Here is an 18639-nt window from a genome sequence, read left to right on the forward strand (position 1 = left end):
AAAAGTTGTCAACTAGCCGTCTATTATTAAAGTTAGTTAAAATCAAGGGGGTGTCATAAAACATTTGATGCTTTAATACATTTAATAAATAGAACTGAGTTCTGAATAGATCCAACCTAACAATTATAAGTGTACCCATAAGACGTGAAAAAAAGTTTATTACTATTGGCCTGTATGACTTTGGTTGCACAGCACACCGAAGCTCAGGACTATTTCGCTACTGCTTCCGACTACGCACGCCTGTATGTTGGGCCAGTAGAACCACAGTACCAACTATCAAAGTGGTACAACCTGCCATTTTATAAAGGCAATATGAATATGTATAAAGGTCGGATAAGCTATTATGGTGTGGTTTACGACCATGTAGAGTTACGTTTCGACCTCATGAAACAGCATGTGGCCGTGCTGTCGCCCCAGGCAGGCATCTGCTGTCTGTCCGACCAGCAGCATATCGACTGGTTTGAGATGGATGGCTACCGGTTTGTTCACGACCCGGAGGACAGCACACGCTATGCAGCCCAACTCTGCGACGGAAGCACCAATGGCGTGCAGCTTTATCATAGCATGTGGAAGACCTACAATGGCGAGAGAACCTTCGGAGAAAGAAAACTACTGAAGAGCCTTAGTGATTACGAACACTATACGCTCATCACGTCGGATGGAAAAACATATCATGTAAAACGCGCCAAAGATGTGGCAGCATTGTTTCCTGAACAGAAAAAGCGAATCAAGCAGTTTGCCAGGCAGCAGCATCTATCATTCTCGAAACATAAACGTGAACAGAGTCTGGCACAAGTAGTGGCAACTGTGACAGGAGAAAGAAGAGTCGAGAGTGCTGACAGAAATGAGGACATCTCAGCAACAGGCATCTCACATATCGCCTTCCACACACCAACATCAATAGAAGGCATCCCAGTGGATTCGCTCATCGCTGGCATCCCTGTGCTGGATAGCGACACCATCTCGATAACAGCAGGCTCAGCAAATACCCGAACCTATATCATACCGGGTGCCAAGAAAGCAAGAGCAAGCCTTGCCGACGATCAGGAGCTGGCCGAGATTGTGGTTGTGGCAGGAAGACAGTCGGTAGTTCAAAGCACCACGATGGGAGCCGAGAAGTTTAAGCCTCAACTGCTGAAGAACATCCCATCGGCCTTTGGCGAATCGGACATCATGAAGGTAGTGCTGACGCTACCTGGTGTGACAACCGTAGGCGAGGCGTCGAGCGGCTACAACGTGCGAGGCGGTGCTACCGACCAGAATCTGATCGTGTTTAATGGCGGTACCGTTTACAACCCCACCCATCTGTTCGGTCTGTTCACATCATTCAATTCAGAAGCTGTAGAGGATGTGGAACTGTTCAAATCGAGCATCCCTGCAGAATATGGCGGCAGAATCAGTAGCGTGCTGAAGGTGAACTCGAAGGAGGCCAACATGCAGAAGTTTACAGGCTCAGCCAGTATCGGCGCACTTACCAGCAAGGCCAACCTGGAGATACCTATCGTGAAGGATCATCTATCGTTATTACTGAACGCCCGCACCACGTACAGCGACTGGATGCTGCACCACTTGTCAGAAGACAGCGGCTATAAGGATGGTAAGGCCAACTTCTACGACTTTAACGGCGTGCTCACCTGGAAGATTAACAACATGCACCGCCTGAAGCTCTTTGGCTATTTGAGCAATGATAAGTTCTCGTTTAGCACCGACGACAATTACGGCTATCAGAACCGCAACTTCTCAGCCGAATGGCGATCAATCCTAAACGAAAAGATCACTGCCACTCTCACAGCCGGATTAGACCATTACGACTATTTCAACGACGAAAATACTCGACGAGCGATGGCAGCCCGACTGAGTTTCGGCATCGACCAGGCATGGGCCAAACTGCACATCCGCCACCGTTTGACAGAAAAGCAGAGCCTGTCATACGGTCTCTCAGTCCAGCATTATAACATACAAGCAGGCAAATATGAGCCTTTAAGTGACGAATCGTGGGTTGATTCCCAAGAGTTGCAAAAAGAAAAAGCACTTGAAAGCGCTGCCTATATCGACTATGAGCATACACTGACCGAAAAACTATCAGTTTCGGCAGGCTTACGCTACTCGATGTTCAATGCTTTGGGGCCTCGCGATGTGAATATCTATATCGACAACGAGCTGCCATCAGAAGAAACGCTGTTGGAGACACAACATAAAACGGGCATCATCAAGACCTATCAGGCACCTGAGCTCCGTGTATCAGCACGCTATTCCTTGCAAGACAACCTATCGCTGAAAGCTGGTCTCAACACCATGCACCAGTATATCCATAAGGTATCTAACACATCCATCATGTCGCCTACCGATATGTGGAAGCTGTCAGACCTGAACATCAAACCCCAAAGTGGTTGGCAGATAGCTGCAGGCATCTATTACGAGACACCCGACAAGAACTACGAGTTCTCGGCTGAGACTTACTACAAGCACATTAGCGATTATCTGAACTACCGTAGTTCGGCTGTATTACTGATGAATCCTCATCTTGAAACCGATGTGATTTCCACCAAGGGAAGGGCTTACGGTGTGGAACTGCAAGCCAAGAAACCTTATGGAAAGCTGAACGGATGGGTAAGTTACACTTACTCGCGCTCACAGCTACGACAGGATGATAAACGTGTAGCAGCACCCTTGAATAACGGCAACTGGTATCCATCGGAATACGACAGACCACATGAGGTGAAAGCCGTATTAAACTACAAGATTACAGAGCGATACAGTTTCTCGAGCAACTTCAATTATGCCACAGGTAGGCCCACTACGGTTCCTGCAGGTAAATACTTCAACCCCTATCTAGGTTACTACCTGCCATACTATACCGATCGCAACAACTATCGCATTCCCGACTACACCCGTCTGGACCTTGCATTCAACATCGAGCCTACCCACAAGCTAACAGCCTTTTTCCACACCTCGTTCTCAATCGGTGTGTATAATGCCCTTGCCCGCAAAAATGCCTACAACATCTATTACGTAGCCGAAGGCGAAAACATCAAAGGCTACAAGCTGTCGGTATTCGGCACAGCTATCCCTTATATCTCACTTAACATACGCTTCAACTAATATGAAAAGAATAGCATCATTTATAAAAAAGGCCCATTTCATCGCACTTTGCACCTTTATGCTGACAGGATGCATAGAGGAGTACAACGCCGATCTGCCTGAGGGCGAGACAAACTTGCTGGTGGTGAGCGGCACCATCCTTTCTAACGGAAAGAGCGAATTCTTTATCACAAGGTCTGTTCCACTCAAGGAATCAGGTTATGAAGATTACCATACGTATGGTTCCAATCACACATATAGGCCAAATATCGTATATAATGCCAAGGTAACCATCTGCGGCACAGACGGAACGGAATACGAATGCAGATACCAAAATGGGAATTATTCTTACACTACCCCATCGCTGAACACTGACGTATCTTATTATATAAGGATAGAATGCGAAGGCGACGTCTATGAGTCGAAACCAGAGAAACCCATCCGCACACCTGACATCAAGGAACTGGAGTACTATCAGAAGGGCGACGGGGCAAACATCGAGATACTGCTGTCGACAGCCGAACCCGACGATCCCAGCAAGACCACTTACTACACCTGGAATTATACCGAGACCTGGGAAGTGAGACCCACCCGCCATACTGAGATATACTACGATGTAGAAGCAAAGAAATCAATGCCCATACCCTTATCTAGACAGTATCCTGAACGCGGATGGAAAACTCAGAAAAACACAACCATCCTGACAGAATCTACGGCCCATTATGCTGACGGGCAGTTTACTAAATACCAGATACTTGACATTCCATATATCAGCGAACGCGTGTCGTGGAACTATTGTAATGAGTTAACCCAACGCGCCATCAGCAAAGGCGAATACGAATACAACAAAGCCTGCCTCCAGGCTGGATGGGAGATGGGTGGCTTATTTACGCCTCAACCATCGGCCCTACCTAGCAATATCCACTGCACCACTTCCAAGAAAAGAGCTTTAGGGTACATCGGTTGCGCACAGAATGTGGTAAGTAAGCGCCTCTACATTGATGGCACTAAGATATACAGAGAACTACCCAGACCAGGAGGGTATACAAAATTAACCGATTGCATCGAAGCAGATTGCGAAAAAATGGTGTATCGAGGAATGGTACTTTATATCTGGGAAGACTCGCGACTCACACAAGGAACGCTGACCACATATTGGGGTTATCCTGAGGACTTCGACGTACGCTTGAATGGCGCTACAACTGAGAAGCCATATTACATGCCACCTTTCGATTAATCATTACACATCAAGAAATATGAAAAGGATCATATCATTCATAGCAGTTATCCTACTGTCGCGCAGCGCTTTTGCTACCGACTTCAAAGCCGATCAGGCCTGGTATCTAGCTGGCGAAGCTATGACGATAAACGTAACAGCTCCCGATGCCCGGATAGCTTACGCCGAACTATGCGATACACAGGGACTGGCTGCCGGCACCAGCATCAGCATCAATCAACAAAAAGGTACGGGCATCATCGAACTGCCTGCCAACCTACATAGCGGTTTTTACGTATTATCAGTTTATACCCGCCACAGCGCTCAAGTATCCAACCAATTGGTGGCCATCATTAATCCGCTCCACAAAAGCAAAGCCGATGATATCGAGTGGATAGCTAGCGACAGTTGCTGGGTAGAGGCAAATGGCAAGGCGAAACTGACAAGCAGAAAAGGCAGCGACGTCCGCGAAACTGAAGGTCACATCATCCGAGCCCGAATCAAAAACGCCTATAATGGTAGCATCTTCAATGGTCAGCAGATACGTCCATCACTAAGTATCGTTGGCAAACAGATACACTATTTTGAGGGACAGATGGAGAACGACTCCACAGCCGTATTCTACACATATGACATTTACGGCAAGCAGCCACTAGTACTCTCTGCCGCATCGCTCACAGGCACGAGTCTGCCCATAGAGATGATCAGTCCGTTTGCGACGCTACTGCCCAAGGAATTGCCACATCTCGTATTCCATTACAAACGCAGTGAGGTAGAAGCCCGTTCACTGGCCATGCAGCAACATCAGAAGGCCATTGCTCCTGCCAAGCGCGAACTGCAGTTGGGCGACTATTCTGACGAGACAGCAGAAGACGGCGTACCCATGGACTATGACGACACCGTGCTTGGCACCAAACCTTACCTCAGTTACAATCTGGACGAATACCGACAATTCCTCACTATTAAAGAGGTGCTGACTGAATACGTGCAATGCGCCAGTAGTAGAAAGGTAAATGGCGTGCCACAGCTGTTTGTTCGCGGAGATGAGCAATATAATCATGCATGGCCAGCAATGGTGCTAATAGACGGCATGCCCGTCATCGACATAGAACGCCTGCTGAAATATGATGCCCGCCGCATCCACCATATTAATATCTACAGTAGCATGTACACTTTTGGTAATTCGGTTTATAACGGCATTCTGTCATTTATCACACGCTCTGGTCGCCTCACAAACTATCCTACAGAGCCTAACACGCAATATCTGGTGTACGAATTTCCAAAATAAATTTGGCAGTTCACGTATTTTACACTACCTTTGCAGGCAGTTATGCATAAGAATAGGTATAAATACGTATCGATAGTAAGTGCTGTAGCAGTTTTACTGTTGCTGACACTTTATATGTGGATGACCTATCACTCGGCTACCAAGGACCTGACGGAAAGGGCTGAAAACCAGCTCACCTGGGCCATGTTTTATGAAAGCTATACACGTGCAGACATCGTTACAAAAGGCGACACACTGCACCTGCCCCAATCTCGCGGTAACCTATCGCTGGCTTCGTCGGTAGAAGGCATGAACGATGCACTCAGCAAGAACTTCCATTCAGAGGCATCACTCGATACCATTGCCATCTTTGTAGATTCACTGCTGAATGTAGCAGACATCAACCGCAACGTAACCATTCTGGAAATTGACTCCAACAGAAATGTACTCAGGAGCAACAATGAACATAACACCTCATGGTCGCTGCTCACACGGCCCGTCAGCATCCGCAGAGACCAATCGAGAGCCATACAGTTAGCACTCAACAATCCCTATCCCGAGTTGGTACAGAAACTGAGTCCACTCTTCCTGCTGAGTGCCTTTATCCTTGGTTTCTTTGCCATTATCATTGTTCAGCTGTTGAAGTTTATTACTGAGCAAGAACAGATGGCCGAACTGCGCAACGACTTCTCTTACGCCATGGTTCACGACATGAAATCGCCGCTTTCATCGATCATTATGGGTGCTCATTTCCTGCATAGCGGCAAGGTGGACGATAAGCCACAGATTAAAGAGAAATACTATACTATCATAGAAGAAGAGGCTGAACACTTGCTGGCACTCGTCAACAAACTGCTCACCATCTCAAAACTCGAAAACAAGAAGCTTATCCTGAACAAGTGGGACATAGACATCGAGCCAATAATTACCGATTTAATCGAGAAAATGAAGGCCAAAGCCGACAAGCCACTTGAGATTGTCACCGACCTGAAAATAAGAAACGTTCTGGCCGACGAGCAGTACCTGACTGAAGCGATAGCCAACTTGCTTGACAACGCTATCAAATACTCGAAAGACGAGATAAAAATCAAGATTTCAACGATAGATACCGACAAAAATGTACTCTTAAAGGTACGCGACAACGGCATCGGCATCACCAAGGAAGAGCAACAGATTATCTTCGACAAGTTCGGTCGTGCAGCCATCCACGAGAAAAACCGCAAGGGCGGTGTGTCTGGCTTCGGCTTAGGACTGAACTACGTCGATCAGGTGATGCAAGCCCATGGCGGAAAAGTGACGGTATCAAGTGAGAAAGATAAATATTCAGAGTTTACACTTTATATTCCAAAGAACGTATGATTAAGTTATTGTTAGTTGAAGACGACGAATCGCTCGCATACATCGAGAAAACAGGTCTGGAAGACATTATTGGCGGCTACGAGGTATCGACAGCCAAGAATGGTAAAGAAGGTGTGAAGGCATGGGAAGAAACCCACCCTGACGTCATCATCTCAGATATCGACATGCCTGTCATGAACGGCTTTGAGATGGTAGAACGTATCCGCGAGACTGATGGCGACGTGATTATCATTTTTACTTCAGCCCTCACCTCGCCTAACGATGTAAAGGCCGGCTATCGGTTAGGCATCAATAACTACGTCAAGAAGCCATTTGTGCCAGAAGAGTTGGACGCCCACATCCAGGCACTCATGAAGATGCGCGGTGGCGCCAAGACTCAGAATGAGACTAGTCATTACAAACTAGGCAAATATACGCTGGATGCCAATCATGCCACACTTCGTAACGATGAAACCGGTGTTTCTCAGACTATCACCCAGCGAGAGGCGCAGATACTGCAACTCCTGGCAGAGAACAAGAACAACGTGGTGCGCAGAGAAGCTATCCTGAGCCGATTCTGGAATACCGAAGACGACTACTTCGCCAGCCGCTCACTCGATGTATTCGTGAACAAACTCAGAAAAGTATTAGCCGACGAACCTAAGATTAATCTCAAAACCATTCGTGGCATAGGATTACAACTGATTGTTGAAAGCTAGTCGATGGGGCGATAGCCTTCAGTTGCCTTCCAGGCGCCCCAGCCCCCCACAAACATCAATACGGAAGCAGGAAGGAAGTACCAGCCATTCAAATCGACACCAAAGAAAGCGATGTAAAGAACATCTGCCAGCGTGCCACCAATCAGAATAGGCCAAACGCTACGCGTACATTGATATAACATACATGACACAGTGATAGACATATAGGAAGTCAATATTGTACGCAAAAACATTTCCTCCTCAAAAATGAAACTAATGACAAACACAGGGATTATCAGGGAAATAGAAAAGGTTACTTGCAACAAATTAGGCTCAGCATTTGGTTTCCACTCCATGACGGCACGAAACACAGCCCCATAAATCACCAATACGCCTGTAAATTCAAGAAATGCATACAATATTGCTGATATACCGCGATGATCAGCTACCCACTGCCAGAATTCAAGAGTTGAAGGATTCTTATCTGTCAGGGGATTATAACAAATCAACTCCAACAAATTGATACCTAGAAAACACAAGAAAGACATCAGAGATACTGACCACAGACGACTAACAGGAATCAAACCAAGGGAATACGACGCAAAGCGATTACGAAGAAACGCCCATTGCATAGCTATCGTCCAAAGCACTACGAACACCACAGCAGCAATGCCTATAATACGTGAGGGAGAAGAATTTTGGATAGAAGAATTATTGATTCCATCGAGAAAACCTGCGATGAAACCACAAATAGCCCCACCTACGAATAGCACTCCTAAAGTGATACCCAGCGCCAATAGCAAATACATCACTACCTTATTCATCGTCTTTGCAATTCATTTACTGAGTGCAAAGATACGATGAATTTCTTAAAGAAAGATAAAACTGTACGTTATCTTTAGGTTAAAACTTTTCCTACCTACTTTTCCTTATAAATCACATTATTGGCACCACTAGTAATCTTCAGAGCCTCAGGATGTTCCTTGATAAACGAATCGATATGGCGAACTCGCTTCTCTTCAAAGATTTCTTCCATCGCAATCAGAATACCAGTTTCCTCTACATCACCAAAACCATAATTGATGGCTGTACCAAACAGCTTCATCGTTGGCGAGAGACTCATATAGGCATTTACCAATGGAGGGATATTATATCCCAGTTTGCGGATTTCACCGTTAAGGATCTTATAATCCTCTTTAAACGAATGACCAGAGAAAAGCGCCTCTAATTCCTTGGGATCAGTCTCCAATTCAAGCGGTTTCATCGGTATAATCAGCTTATCCTTATCGTCGAAATGCTTCTTCAGAAAATAAAGAATCATATCGCGGCCCTTACGGATATAAGATGGATACATCGTCATCTTACCAAAGAAGTATTTCACGTTGGGCTTGATAACCGTCAGCGCGCCCAGACCATCCCACAGATTGTCTAGAGCAAACAAACTCTTGGCACCCATACGCGAGCTCTGATATGGAAGAGAAACAAACGAACGTCCCAGCTCGATAGTCCAGGGGGCATACTCCTTGATAAAGCGGTCGGAAAAATGGAACATGTGACTGGTGGCCAAGATTGGCTGCCCCTTATCATCATAATCCCAATCAGTTCCACACAGATAGCGGTAGCCTCCAATAATCTCCTCAGCCTCAGGATTCCACACAATCAACTGCTTGTAACAGTTATCACAGGTATCGAATTCATCGATATCCATCGACTTGCCTGTACCACCACCAGCTTCGCGGAAAGCAATCTCACGCAAACGCCCAATCTCTTTCATCACATTAGGCGCATTATGTGCTGTAATAATATAAATCTCGTTGTGACTCTTGTTAGTCATACGGAGCTGACGGTCGGGAGTTAGTTCACTCTTGAGTACCTCTTTGGCAATTGGCTGGATAATTTCCTGTTCCATTCTCTTCTCTTTCCTTTTTAGTTATAGTTTATAGATTTGTTCTCGTACAAATTCTGCCCATTCCATCGGCGTTTTTGACTTATCAAATGTTTGCCAGGGGATAGGCTTTCCGATCTTAACTTCGAATGTTTTATGCACGTTTTTATACATTTCATCAACAAGAAACAGCATGGCCAAGTTAAAAGGCAGATACTTATCGCTGAAGTTAGCCAAGCGATAGAAGAACTTGCTGTTCTCGCCACTGAAGTGAATAGGCACTACGTCGCGCTGATATTCCACGCTCTTTGAGATAAAAGTCTTCTTCCAAGGCAAATCCTGAATAACGCCATGACGCTTTCGAGAGCATATGCCTGCGGGGAACATCAGCATGTGATGATCACTCTGAAAACCAGCCTCAACCATCGCTGGGAAGTTACGACTCTGATTACCCGTTTTATTAATAGGGATACACAGCGGTGCCAAACCAGGAAGATTCATCAGCAGGTCGTTAACCAAATAACGGAAATGACCATCGTAAAAACGACCGATGATAGCACCCAGTGCCACACCATCTTCGCCACCCAAAGGATGATTACTTACAAAAGTGTAAAGTTTGCCATCGTTAGGATCGGGCAAATTCTCCTTACCAACAATGTTCAGGGTCATGTCGAGGTATCTCACACATTCCTCCAACCACTCAACACCAACTTTATCACGACTCTCCCAAAGGAAAGCGTTTACCTGTTCCTGATGGGCTATCTTCTTCAGCCAATTAATTAATGGCTTGGGTACAAATTTTGCATTCGCACCCATCTTCCCTTTCAGGATTTTCTCTATATCAATTGTATGCTCCGTTACGGTTGCCATTTCTCTCATTCACTAACAAGTTGCAAAAATAGCACATTTCTTTGAATAATGAGCAAAAAATGAAGAAAAAACTTTGTTTTTAAAAGTATTTAGGATACAAAGGGGCCTAAAATCAACAAAAAAAGGTTAAAATCAAAAAAAAGTGGGGAAATGTGGTGGAGAGTGGGGAAAAATGAGTATCTTTGCGGCTGAATAATTATTAAATATGTACGCATGCGTTTTATAGGAAATATAGAGGCTAAAATCGACGCTAAAGGAAGAGCTTTCCTTCCAGCGTTTTTCCGCAAGGTGCTACAAGCATCTGGCGAAGAAACGTTGGTACTCAGAAAGGACATCTTTCAGAATTGCCTTGTACTCTATCCTGAAAGCGTATGGAACGAGCGTCTCGACCTTTTGAAGTCTCAATTACACCCATGGAAACACGCTCATCAACAACTATTCCGTCAGTTTGTATCAGAGGCAGAAGTTGTAACTCTTGATGGCAACGGCCGATTCCTGATTTCTAAGCGGCTGATGAAGATAGCTGAGATAGAGCAGGAAATCCAGTTTATTGGAATGGACGACACCATTGAGCTTTGGGCTCCAGAGTGTCTGAAGCAAACATTGAAGACAGAAGAAGAATTTGGAATTGAATTTGAGAACATAATGAATAACTGTGAGGCTTTATGATTACCACAGCTGAGACATATCATGTACCTGTGCTACTCCATGAGAGCATCGACGGACTTGCCATCAAGTCTGGCGGCATCTATGTAGATGTCACCTTCGGAGGTGGTGGCCACAGTAAGGAGATTTTGCGCAGGCTCGATGGAAAGGCACATTTATACAGTTTTGATCAAGACCCTGATGCCGAGAAGAACATCGTAAATGACGACCGTTTTACTTTTGTAAGAAGTAATTTCAGATATCTGAAGAACTGGATGCGTTATTATGGTGTAGATCATATCGACGGATTGCTGGCCGACTTAGGCGTGTCGAGCCATCATTTCGACGACGAGACACGCGGATTCTCATTCCGCTTTGACGCACCGCTGGACATGCGAATGAACAAACGAGCAGGAGTTACTGCTGCAGAGATTCTGAATGGTTACGACGAAGAGCAACTGGCCGACATTTTCTTTCTCTACGGAGAGCTGAAGAATGCCCGGAAAATAGCATCCGTCATTGTTAAGACCCGTAATGACAAGAAAATAGAGACTACTGGCGACCTGATGAACGCCACCGAAAAGTTTTTTCAACGCGAACGCGAGAAAAAAGAGATGGCCAAGATGTTCCAAGCGCTCCGCATAGAAGTAAACCACGAGATGGACGCACTGAAGGAGATGCTGAATGGCGCCAAAGACCTGCTTGGTGAAGGCGGACGCCTATCTGTCATCACCTACCACTCACTAGAAGACCGCATCGTAAAAAACATGATGAAGGCCGGTAATGTGGAAGGTAAGATAAAACAAGATTTCTTTGGACGCATCGAAGCACCTTTCCGTTTGATCAACAATAAGGTGATAGTGCCCAGCGACGAGGAGCAGCAGCAGAACCCTCGTAGCAGAAGTGCCAAGCTGCGAATAGCCGAAAAGATATAGTAACAGAATGAAGATGGATAAAAAAGAAGATACAGAATTCCAGGTTGAAGCCTCTGAGATGAAAGAGCAGGCCAAGAAGACCATCCAAAAGATCAAGGAGAAGGTACAGGAAGAAGATACCAAACCTACCGCATCCTTGAATCTGAGGACAATTCTTGGTGGCGATTTTCTGACTGCCGACATGGTACGCCGTCAGATCTGGCTGATTGTACTCATGGTTATCTTCACCATCATTTACGTTGCATCAAGATATCAATGCCAACAAGATCTAATAGCCATTGACAAGTTGGAGAAAGAATTGCTGCATGCCAAATACAAGGCATTGTCAAGTTCAAGTACACTCACGGAGAAATGCCGTGAGAGCCATGTACTGGAAGCCTTAAAACAAAACAAAGATTCGCTGCTCCACATATCGGACCAGCCACCTTATATTATTAACATACCTGAATAAGAAAAGAGATGAGTAGGTTCAATAGCGATAAAGTCATGCCACGCTACTTCTTCATAGCAGTAGTGCTCACATTGATTGGTTTTGCCGTAGTGGGCAAAGCCATGTATATCATGACTGCCAAGAAAGATTATTGGACTCAAGTGGCATCACGACTGAAGCGCGACAGCGTGACCGTGAAGCCCAACCGTGGAAACATCCTGAGTTGCGACGGTCAACTCATGGCCAGCAGCATTCCTGAATATAAAGTATTCATGGACTTCCAAGCTGGTGCCGAGGATTCTGTAGGCCGCCATAAGCGCGACTCTGTATGGGAAGCAAATATTGACACTATCTGTTACGGGTTGAATCAAATATTCCCGAAGAAAACAGCAGCTGAATTTAAAGCTCATCTGCTGGAAGGTAAGCGTAAAGTCATGAAAAATGGCACCGTTGGCGCACGCCATTGGCCCATCTGGCCTCGCAGAATCGATTACAACACATTCTGTGAAGTTCACGACCTGCCTATTTTCAGAGAGAAACTATACAAAGGAGGTTTTCACTGGGAGACCTTCAACTCGCGCCGTAAACCTTTCGGCACCCTTGCACAGCGCACCATTGGTGAGTTGTATGGTGCAAAAGACAGTGCCAAGAACGGTTTGGAGCTGTCATTAGACACGCTTTTGAGAGGTAAGAACGGTTTGATGCACAGAAGAAAAATCCTGAGCAAGTATCTCGACATCCCTGTGCTCTCACCAGAAGATGGCGTGGATGTTGTAACAACTATCGACGTCGGCATGCAAGACCTTGCTGAGCGCGCACTCGTTGACGAGCTGAAGGAGATTAATGGTGAGATGGGTGTCGCCATTCTGATGGAAGTGAAGACAGGTGATGTAAAAGCCATTGTTAATATGACCAGAGGCATGGATGGCAACTATTATGAGATGGTGAACAATGCCATCAGCTACCGTTGCGAACCCGGTTCGGTATTCAAGGTAGCCTCGTTCCTTGTAGCACTCGACGATGGCGTCATCGACACCACGATGACTATTCCTACAGGCTGCGGTGTCATGGAGATGCATGGTCGTCCGATGAAGGACCACAACTGGCGCCGTGGAGGTTATGGCACCATCAACGTAGCTCGCGCTTTGGAGGTAAGTTCAAATATCGGTGTAAGCTACCTCATTGACAAGTACTATGGTCGCAACCCAAAAAGATATGTGGAGGGACTCTATCGCGTTGGTATCCATGAAGATTTGAAGCTGCCACTGGTAGGCTATCACACGCCAATAATACGTATGCCTGACACCAAGACTAACGACAGAACGAAATACTGGAGTAAGACCACCCTACCCTGGATGAGTATCGGTTACGAAACCCAGATAGCCCCTATCAATACCGTGGCCTTCTATAATGCTATTGCTAATAACGGCAAGATGATGCAGCCTCGTTTTGTCAAGCAACTGGTAAAAAACGGCGAAGTGATCAAGGAATTCGAGCCTGTTGTGCTGAAAGAACGCATTGCCAAACCCCAGGCCATCAAAACCATGCAGACCATCTTGGAACACGTGGTGAGTCAGGGACTGGGAAAGAAAGCTGGCTCAAAGTCGTTTAAGGTTGCTGGAAAGACAGGTACAGCTCAGGTAGCCGACCAATATGGAGGCTATCATACTGGCGTAACACGCTATTGGCTGAGTTTCGCTGGATTCTTCCCTGCCGACAACCCCCGATACACCTGTATTGTCTGCCTAAAGAAGTCGGGACTTCCCGCTTCAGGTGGTGGTATGAGCGGTGTGGTATTCCATCATATTGCCGAAGGTGTGATGGCCCAAAACCTGAAGCGCAGTGTTGATGATGCACGCGATGCAGGATCAGTATTAACACCCAGCGTCAAGAGAGGCGATAACACAGCAGCCAATTTCGTACTGGCCAGTCTTAAGACCAAAGCATCTGCCTCAAGTAGCGTTAACTACCACGAGAGTAGCAAGCACGTAGTGCCTGATGTCACAGGAATGGGTGCTAAAGATGCTGTCTTTCTGTTAGAAAGTCGCCGCATCAAAGCCCGCCTGAAGGGTAGAGGAAAAGTTAAATCACAAAGTATCCACGCCGGATCGGCTGTCAAGCATGGCATGGTGTGCGAACTCGTTTTAGATTAATATATATAATAAGGTATAAGGATATGAAATTAAATGAACTGCTCAAGCATGTAGAAGTACTCAACATCCTCGGTGATGCTGAAGCAGAGATTACTGGTGTGAATATCGACTCACGCCGCATCGAGAAAGGTCATCTGTTTATTGCCATTCCAGGCACCGTCACAGATGGTCACAAGTTCATCCCCAAAGCTATTGAGCTGGGAGCTGCAGCAGTATTATGCGAGAAGATGCCAGAGGAACAGGCCTCTGGAGTAACATATATTCAGGTAGCCTCAACTGAGGATGCCGTAGGAAAGGTAGCCACACTGTTTTATGGCGACCCTTCGAGAAAGCTTAAACTGGTAGGTGTAACAGGTACTAATGGTAAGACCACTATTGCCACCTTATTATATAATATGTTCCGCAAGTTTGGTCACAAATGCGGACTCCTGTCAACAGTGTGCAACTACATAGAAGACGAAGCGATACCTGCCGACCACACAACCCCCGACCCCATCGAACTGAATCGTTTGTTGGCGCAGATGGTAGCAGCAGGATGCGAGTATGCCTTCATGGAATGCTCTAGTCATGCCATTGCACAGAAGCGCATCGGTGGTTTAAAGTTTGCTGGAGGATTGTTCACCAACCTGACACGCGACCACCTGGACTACCATAAGACTTTCGAGAACTATCGCGATGCCAAAAAGGCATTCTTCGATGGTCTGGATAAGGATGCCTTTGCTATTACCAATGCCGACGACAAGAATGGCATGGTGATGGTTCAGAACTGCAAAGCCCAGATCAAGACCTACTCTACCCGCACCATGGCCGATTTCAAGGCTAAGATTATCGAATGCCATTTCGAGGGTATGTATCTTGATATCAACGGCAAGGAAGTAGGCGTACAGTTCATTGGTAAATTTAATGTCAGCAACCTGCTGGCTGTTTATGGTGCCGCCGTCATGTTAGGCAAGAAGCCAGAAGATATCCTCCTGATACTCAGCACACTAAAGAGCGTAAATGGTCGTTTGGAACCAATCCACTCACCAGAAGGCTACACAGCTATTGTTGACTATGCCCATACCCCTGATGCCCTTGAGAATGTGCTGAACGCCATTCATGAGGTTCTGAACGGCAAAGGAAAGGTTATCACCGTATGTGGTGCTGGCGGCAACCGCGACAAGGGTAAGCGCCCCATCATGGCACAGGAAGCTGTCAAGCAGAGCGACAAAGTGATTATCACCTCTGATAACCCACGTTTCGAGGAGCCCCAGGATATCATCAACGATATGTTGGCCGGCCTCGACCAGAAACAGATGAAGAAAGTACTGAGCATCGTTGACCGTCGCGAAGCTATCCGCACCGCCTGCATGCTGGCAGAGAAGGGCGACGTGATACTGATTGCTGGCAAAGGCCATGAAGACTATCAAGAGATCAAGGGTGTCAAGCACCATTTCGACGACAAGGAAGTAGTAAAAGAAATTTTTAATTCATAATACCCAAACATATGTTATACTATCTGTTCAGATTCCTCGACCAGTATGATATACCAGGATCACACATGTGGGCCTACATCTCGTTTCGCTCACTACTCACTCTCATCCTCTCTCTGCTCCTTTCAGCATGGTTTGGTGAGAAGTTCATCAAATGGATGAAGCGTAGAAGTATTTTTGAAACAGAGCGCGACCCAAGTATCGACCCATTCGGAGTAGAGAAGAAGGGCGTCCCCACGATGGGTGGAATCATCATTATCATCAGCATACTCGTCCCCGTATTGCTCTTCGGTCGCATCCGTAATATTTACCTGATCCTGATGGTTGTCACAACCCTCTGGTTAGGTTTCTTGGGATTTTTGGACGACTACATCAAGATATTCAAACGCAATAAAGAGGGTTTGAAAGGCAAGTACAAGATTGTGGGCCAAGTGAGCATTGGCTTCATCGTCGGTCTGACCCTGTGGCTTAGTCCAGATGTAGTCGTTCGCGAGAACATCAATGTCAAGCAGCAGAACCAGGAAATTGTGGTGAAGCATAAGGCACAAGCAGTCAAATCACTTCACACCACTATCCCATTCATCAAGAACCACAACCTGAACTACTCGAATATCATGTCGTTCTGCGGTAAATACAAGGTAGCAGCGGGTTGGATTCTGTTTGTCATGATGACCATTCTAGTTGTAACAGCCGTATCGAATGGTGCAAACCTGAATGATGGTATGGATGGCATGTGTGCCGGAAACTCAGCCATCATTGGTGTGGCATTAGGCATCCTAGCCTACGTGTCATCACACATTGGCTATGCATCCTATTTCGATATTATGTATATTCCTCATTCTGAGGAACTTGTGGTATTCCTTTGCGCCTTCATTGGTGCAATGATAGGTTTCCTTTGGTACAATGCCTATCCCGCTCAGGTGTTCATGGGCGATACCGGTTCACTTACCATCGGTGGCATCATCGGCGTAGCAGCTATTATCATCCACAAAGAGCTGTTGCTCCCCATCCTCTGCGGCATCTTCTTCGTTGAGAGTCTGAGTGTGATTATCCAGACCCAATGGTTCAAGATACAAAAGCGTAAGGGTAAGCGTGTTCGCGTATTTCGCGCCACACCAATCCACGACAATTTCCGCAAGCTCGACTCACAGCTCGATGCTACAAGTAAATATATTCTGAAAGGTTGGCCTCATCGTCCATTCCATGAGTCAAAGATCACAATCCGATTCTGGATTACCACGATCATTCTGGCTGCACTCACAATCATAACATTAAAGATGCGTTAAACAAAGATATGAAAAGAATCGTTATATTAGGAGCAGGAGAAAGTGGCGCAGGAGCCGCTGTACTCGCCAAGAAAGAAGGTTTCGATGTGTTTGTTTCAGACATGTCGAAGATTGCAGACAAGTATAAGAAGTTATTGGACGACCATCAGATAGAATGGGAGGAGGGGCAGCATACAGAAGAGAAGATTCTGAATGCCGACGAGATTATCAAGAGTCCAGGCATTCCTGACAATGCCCCAATGATACAGAAGGTCATCGCTAAGGGTATCCACATCATCAGCGAGATAGAGTTCGCTGGACGTTACACCAACTCTAAGATGATCTGCATTACCGGTTCTAACGGTAAGACCACCACCACCTCGCTGATTTATCATATTTTCAAAGAGGCAGGCTATGATGCTGGATTGGCAGGAAATATCGGAAACTCACTGGCACTTCAAGTAGCAGAGGATCCACACGAATACTACATCATTGAGCTCAGTTCATTCCAGCTCGACAACATGTACGATTTCCGCGCTGATATAGCTATTCTGCTGAATATCACCCCCGACCATCTGGATCGTTACAACTTCGAGATGCAGAACTACGTGGATGCCAAGATGCGTATCATACAGAATCAGACACCCAAGGATGCCTTTATCTATTGGGCCGACGACCCCATCATTAAGCGCGAACTGGAGAAATACGACATCCACTCTATCCAATATCCCTTCTCTGAACTGAAAGAGAGAGGAGTGATTGGTTACATCGAAGAAGGACAGTATAAGATTGAGAAGCCCGAACCATTCAACATGGAGCAGGAGAGTCTCAGTCTTACAGGCAAGCATAATATCTACAACTCTCTCGCAGCAGGTATCGCCGCCGACATCGCTGGTATCAAGAAAGAAGAAATCAGAAAGAGCTTGAGCGACTTCCCTGGCGTGGAGCACCGTCTGGAGAAAGTATGTACTGTGCGTGGTGTACAGTATATCAACGACTCAAAAGCCACAAATGTGGACGCCTGCTGGTATGCACTCGAAGCCATGAAGACCAAGGTAGTCTTGATTATTGGTGGTAAGGATAAAGGCAACGATTACGAACCTATCAAGTCATTGGTAAAAGAGAAATGCTCTGGTATCGTGTACTTAGGTGCCGACAACCAGAAGTTGCACGACAACTTTGACAATCTGGGCATTCCCGTACGCGACACCCACTCTATGAAGGAGTGTATGGAAGCTTGCTATGAGATGGCACAGCCCGGCGAGACCGTACTATTGAGCCCTTGCTGCGCTTCGTTCGACCTCTTTAAGAACATGGAGGATCGCGGTGAGCAGTTTAAGGCCATAGCAAGAAGTCTCTAAAAGGCTAAAACACTAGAAGTACC

Annotated in this window: 15 protein-coding genes; 12 read left to right on the forward strand and 3 right to left on the reverse strand. The window is 46.1% G+C overall.

The features are described 5' to 3' along the window. The first annotated feature begins 174 nt into the window (after positions 1 to 174). From T360_RS14815 to T360_RS0106705, 5 genes are read left to right on the forward strand one after another with little or no spacing between them, the layout of a single operon-like run. Positions 175 to 3102, forward strand: a complete 2928-nt coding sequence (locus T360_RS14815; protein WP_051523447.1) for a TonB-dependent siderophore receptor — start codon at positions 175 to 177, stop codon at positions 3100 to 3102. 1 nt (position 3103) lies between these two features. Next, positions 3104 to 4318 (forward strand): DUF4249 domain-containing protein, encoded by a 1215-nt coding sequence (locus tag T360_RS0106690; protein ID WP_081772726.1) that lies wholly within the window; start codon positions 3104 to 3106, stop codon positions 4316 to 4318. A 19-nt stretch (positions 4319 to 4337) separates the two neighbouring features. After that, a complete protein-coding gene (locus T360_RS0106695; RefSeq protein WP_028912097.1) occupies positions 4338 to 5585 on the forward strand; it encodes a hypothetical protein in 1248 nt (415 codons plus the stop codon). A gap of 42 nt (positions 5586 to 5627) precedes the next feature. Further along, positions 5628 to 6923 (forward strand): sensor histidine kinase KdpD, encoded by a 1296-nt coding sequence (locus tag T360_RS0106700; protein ID WP_028912098.1) that lies wholly within the window; start codon positions 5628 to 5630, stop codon positions 6921 to 6923. Next, entirely contained in the window at positions 6920 to 7621 is a 702-nt protein-coding gene (locus tag T360_RS0106705; RefSeq protein WP_028912099.1) for a response regulator transcription factor, read from the forward strand. Before T360_RS0106700 ends, T360_RS0106705 begins: the two co-directional genes overlap by 4 nt. Here T360_RS0106705 and T360_RS0106710 read toward each other — a convergent pair. The 3 genes from T360_RS0106710 to T360_RS0106720 form a co-directional block, all read right to left on the reverse strand. Next, on the reverse strand, positions 7618 to 8424 hold the full coding sequence (locus tag T360_RS0106710; protein WP_028912100.1) for a hypothetical protein: 807 nt from the start codon (positions 8422 to 8424) through the stop codon (positions 7618 to 7620). The two genes, T360_RS0106705 and T360_RS0106710, sit on opposite strands and share 4 nt — an antisense overlap. 95 nt (positions 8425 to 8519) lie before the next feature. Continuing rightward, positions 8520 to 9509: a GNAT family N-acetyltransferase gene (locus tag T360_RS0106715; RefSeq protein WP_028912101.1), complete on the reverse strand. Its 990-nt coding sequence runs from the start codon at positions 9507 to 9509 to the stop codon at positions 8520 to 8522. Between the two features lie 21 nt (positions 9510 to 9530). Then, positions 9531 to 10355, reverse strand: a complete 825-nt coding sequence (locus T360_RS0106720) for a glycerol acyltransferase (protein ID WP_028912102.1) — start codon at positions 10353 to 10355, stop codon at positions 9531 to 9533. A 213-nt stretch (positions 10356 to 10568) separates the two neighbouring features. On the opposite strand from T360_RS0106720, the gene mraZ reads away from it, so the two are divergent. From mraZ to murD, 7 genes are read left to right on the forward strand one after another with little or no spacing between them, the layout of a single operon-like run. Continuing rightward, positions 10569 to 11024, forward strand: coding sequence for a division/cell wall cluster transcriptional repressor MraZ (gene mraZ / locus T360_RS0106725; protein ID WP_028912103.1), 456 nt, complete (start codon positions 10569 to 10571; stop codon positions 11022 to 11024). Then, positions 11021 to 11935 (forward strand): 16S rRNA (cytosine(1402)-N(4))-methyltransferase RsmH, encoded by a 915-nt coding sequence (rsmH, locus tag T360_RS0106730; RefSeq protein WP_028912104.1) that lies wholly within the window; start codon positions 11021 to 11023, stop codon positions 11933 to 11935. Before mraZ ends, rsmH begins: the two co-directional genes overlap by 4 nt. A gap of 7 nt (positions 11936 to 11942) precedes the next feature. Continuing rightward, a complete protein-coding gene (locus T360_RS0106735; protein ID WP_231488121.1) occupies positions 11943 to 12386 on the forward strand; it encodes an FtsL-like putative cell division protein in 444 nt (147 codons plus the stop codon). 8 nt (positions 12387 to 12394) lie between these two features. Beyond that, positions 12395 to 14518 (forward strand): penicillin-binding protein, encoded by a 2124-nt coding sequence (locus tag T360_RS0106740; RefSeq protein WP_028912106.1) that lies wholly within the window; start codon positions 12395 to 12397, stop codon positions 14516 to 14518. Positions 14519 to 14541: 23 nt separating this feature from the next. After that, positions 14542 to 15993: a UDP-N-acetylmuramoyl-L-alanyl-D-glutamate--2,6-diaminopimelate ligase gene (locus T360_RS0106745; protein WP_028912107.1), complete on the forward strand. Its 1452-nt coding sequence runs from the start codon at positions 14542 to 14544 to the stop codon at positions 15991 to 15993. Positions 15994 to 16004: 11 nt separating this feature from the next. Further along, positions 16005 to 17276, forward strand: coding sequence for a phospho-N-acetylmuramoyl-pentapeptide-transferase (locus T360_RS0106750; protein WP_028912108.1), 1272 nt, complete (start codon positions 16005 to 16007; stop codon positions 17274 to 17276). 8 nt (positions 17277 to 17284) lie between these two features. Then, entirely contained in the window at positions 17285 to 18616 is a 1332-nt protein-coding gene (gene murD, locus T360_RS0106755; RefSeq protein ID WP_028912109.1) for a UDP-N-acetylmuramoyl-L-alanine--D-glutamate ligase, read from the forward strand. Positions 18617 to 18639 lie beyond the last annotated feature (23 nt).

This window comes from Prevotella sp. MA2016, from assembly GCF_000619825.1.
GTDB lineage: Bacteria > Bacteroidota > Bacteroidia > Bacteroidales > Bacteroidaceae > Prevotella.

Bases quoted from the DNA above. Each gene is read 5' to 3' on its own strand.
- T360_RS14815 (WP_051523447.1), top strand. From the start codon at position 175: ATGACTTTGGTTGCACAGCACACCGAAGCTCAGGACTATTTCGCTACT.
- T360_RS0106690 (WP_081772726.1), top strand. From the start codon at position 3,104: ATGAAAAGAATAGCATCATTTATAAAAAAGGCCCATTTCATCGCACTT.
- T360_RS0106695 (WP_028912097.1), top strand. From the start codon at position 4,338: ATGAAAAGGATCATATCATTCATAGCAGTTATCCTACTGTCGCGCAGC.
- T360_RS0106700 (WP_028912098.1), top strand. From the start codon at position 5,628: ATGCATAAGAATAGGTATAAATACGTATCGATAGTAAGTGCTGTAGCA.
- T360_RS0106705 (WP_028912099.1), top strand. From the start codon at position 6,920: ATGATTAAGTTATTGTTAGTTGAAGACGACGAATCGCTCGCATACATC.
- T360_RS0106710 (WP_028912100.1), bottom strand. From the start codon at position 8,424: ATGAATAAGGTAGTGATGTATTTGCTATTGGCGCTGGGTATCACTTTA.
- T360_RS0106715 (WP_028912101.1), bottom strand. From the start codon at position 9,509: ATGGAACAGGAAATTATCCAGCCAATTGCCAAAGAGGTACTCAAGAGT.
- T360_RS0106720 (WP_028912102.1), bottom strand. From the start codon at position 10,355: ATGGCAACCGTAACGGAGCATACAATTGATATAGAGAAAATCCTGAAA.
- mraZ (WP_028912103.1), top strand. From the start codon at position 10,569: ATGCGTTTTATAGGAAATATAGAGGCTAAAATCGACGCTAAAGGAAGA.
- rsmH (WP_028912104.1), top strand. From the start codon at position 11,021: ATGATTACCACAGCTGAGACATATCATGTACCTGTGCTACTCCATGAG.
- T360_RS0106735 (WP_231488121.1), top strand. From the start codon at position 11,943: ATGAAGATGGATAAAAAAGAAGATACAGAATTCCAGGTTGAAGCCTCT.
- T360_RS0106740 (WP_028912106.1), top strand. From the start codon at position 12,395: ATGAGTAGGTTCAATAGCGATAAAGTCATGCCACGCTACTTCTTCATA.
- T360_RS0106745 (WP_028912107.1), top strand. From the start codon at position 14,542: ATGAAATTAAATGAACTGCTCAAGCATGTAGAAGTACTCAACATCCTC.
- T360_RS0106750 (WP_028912108.1), top strand. From the start codon at position 16,005: ATGTTATACTATCTGTTCAGATTCCTCGACCAGTATGATATACCAGGA.
- murD (WP_028912109.1), top strand. From the start codon at position 17,285: ATGAAAAGAATCGTTATATTAGGAGCAGGAGAAAGTGGCGCAGGAGCC.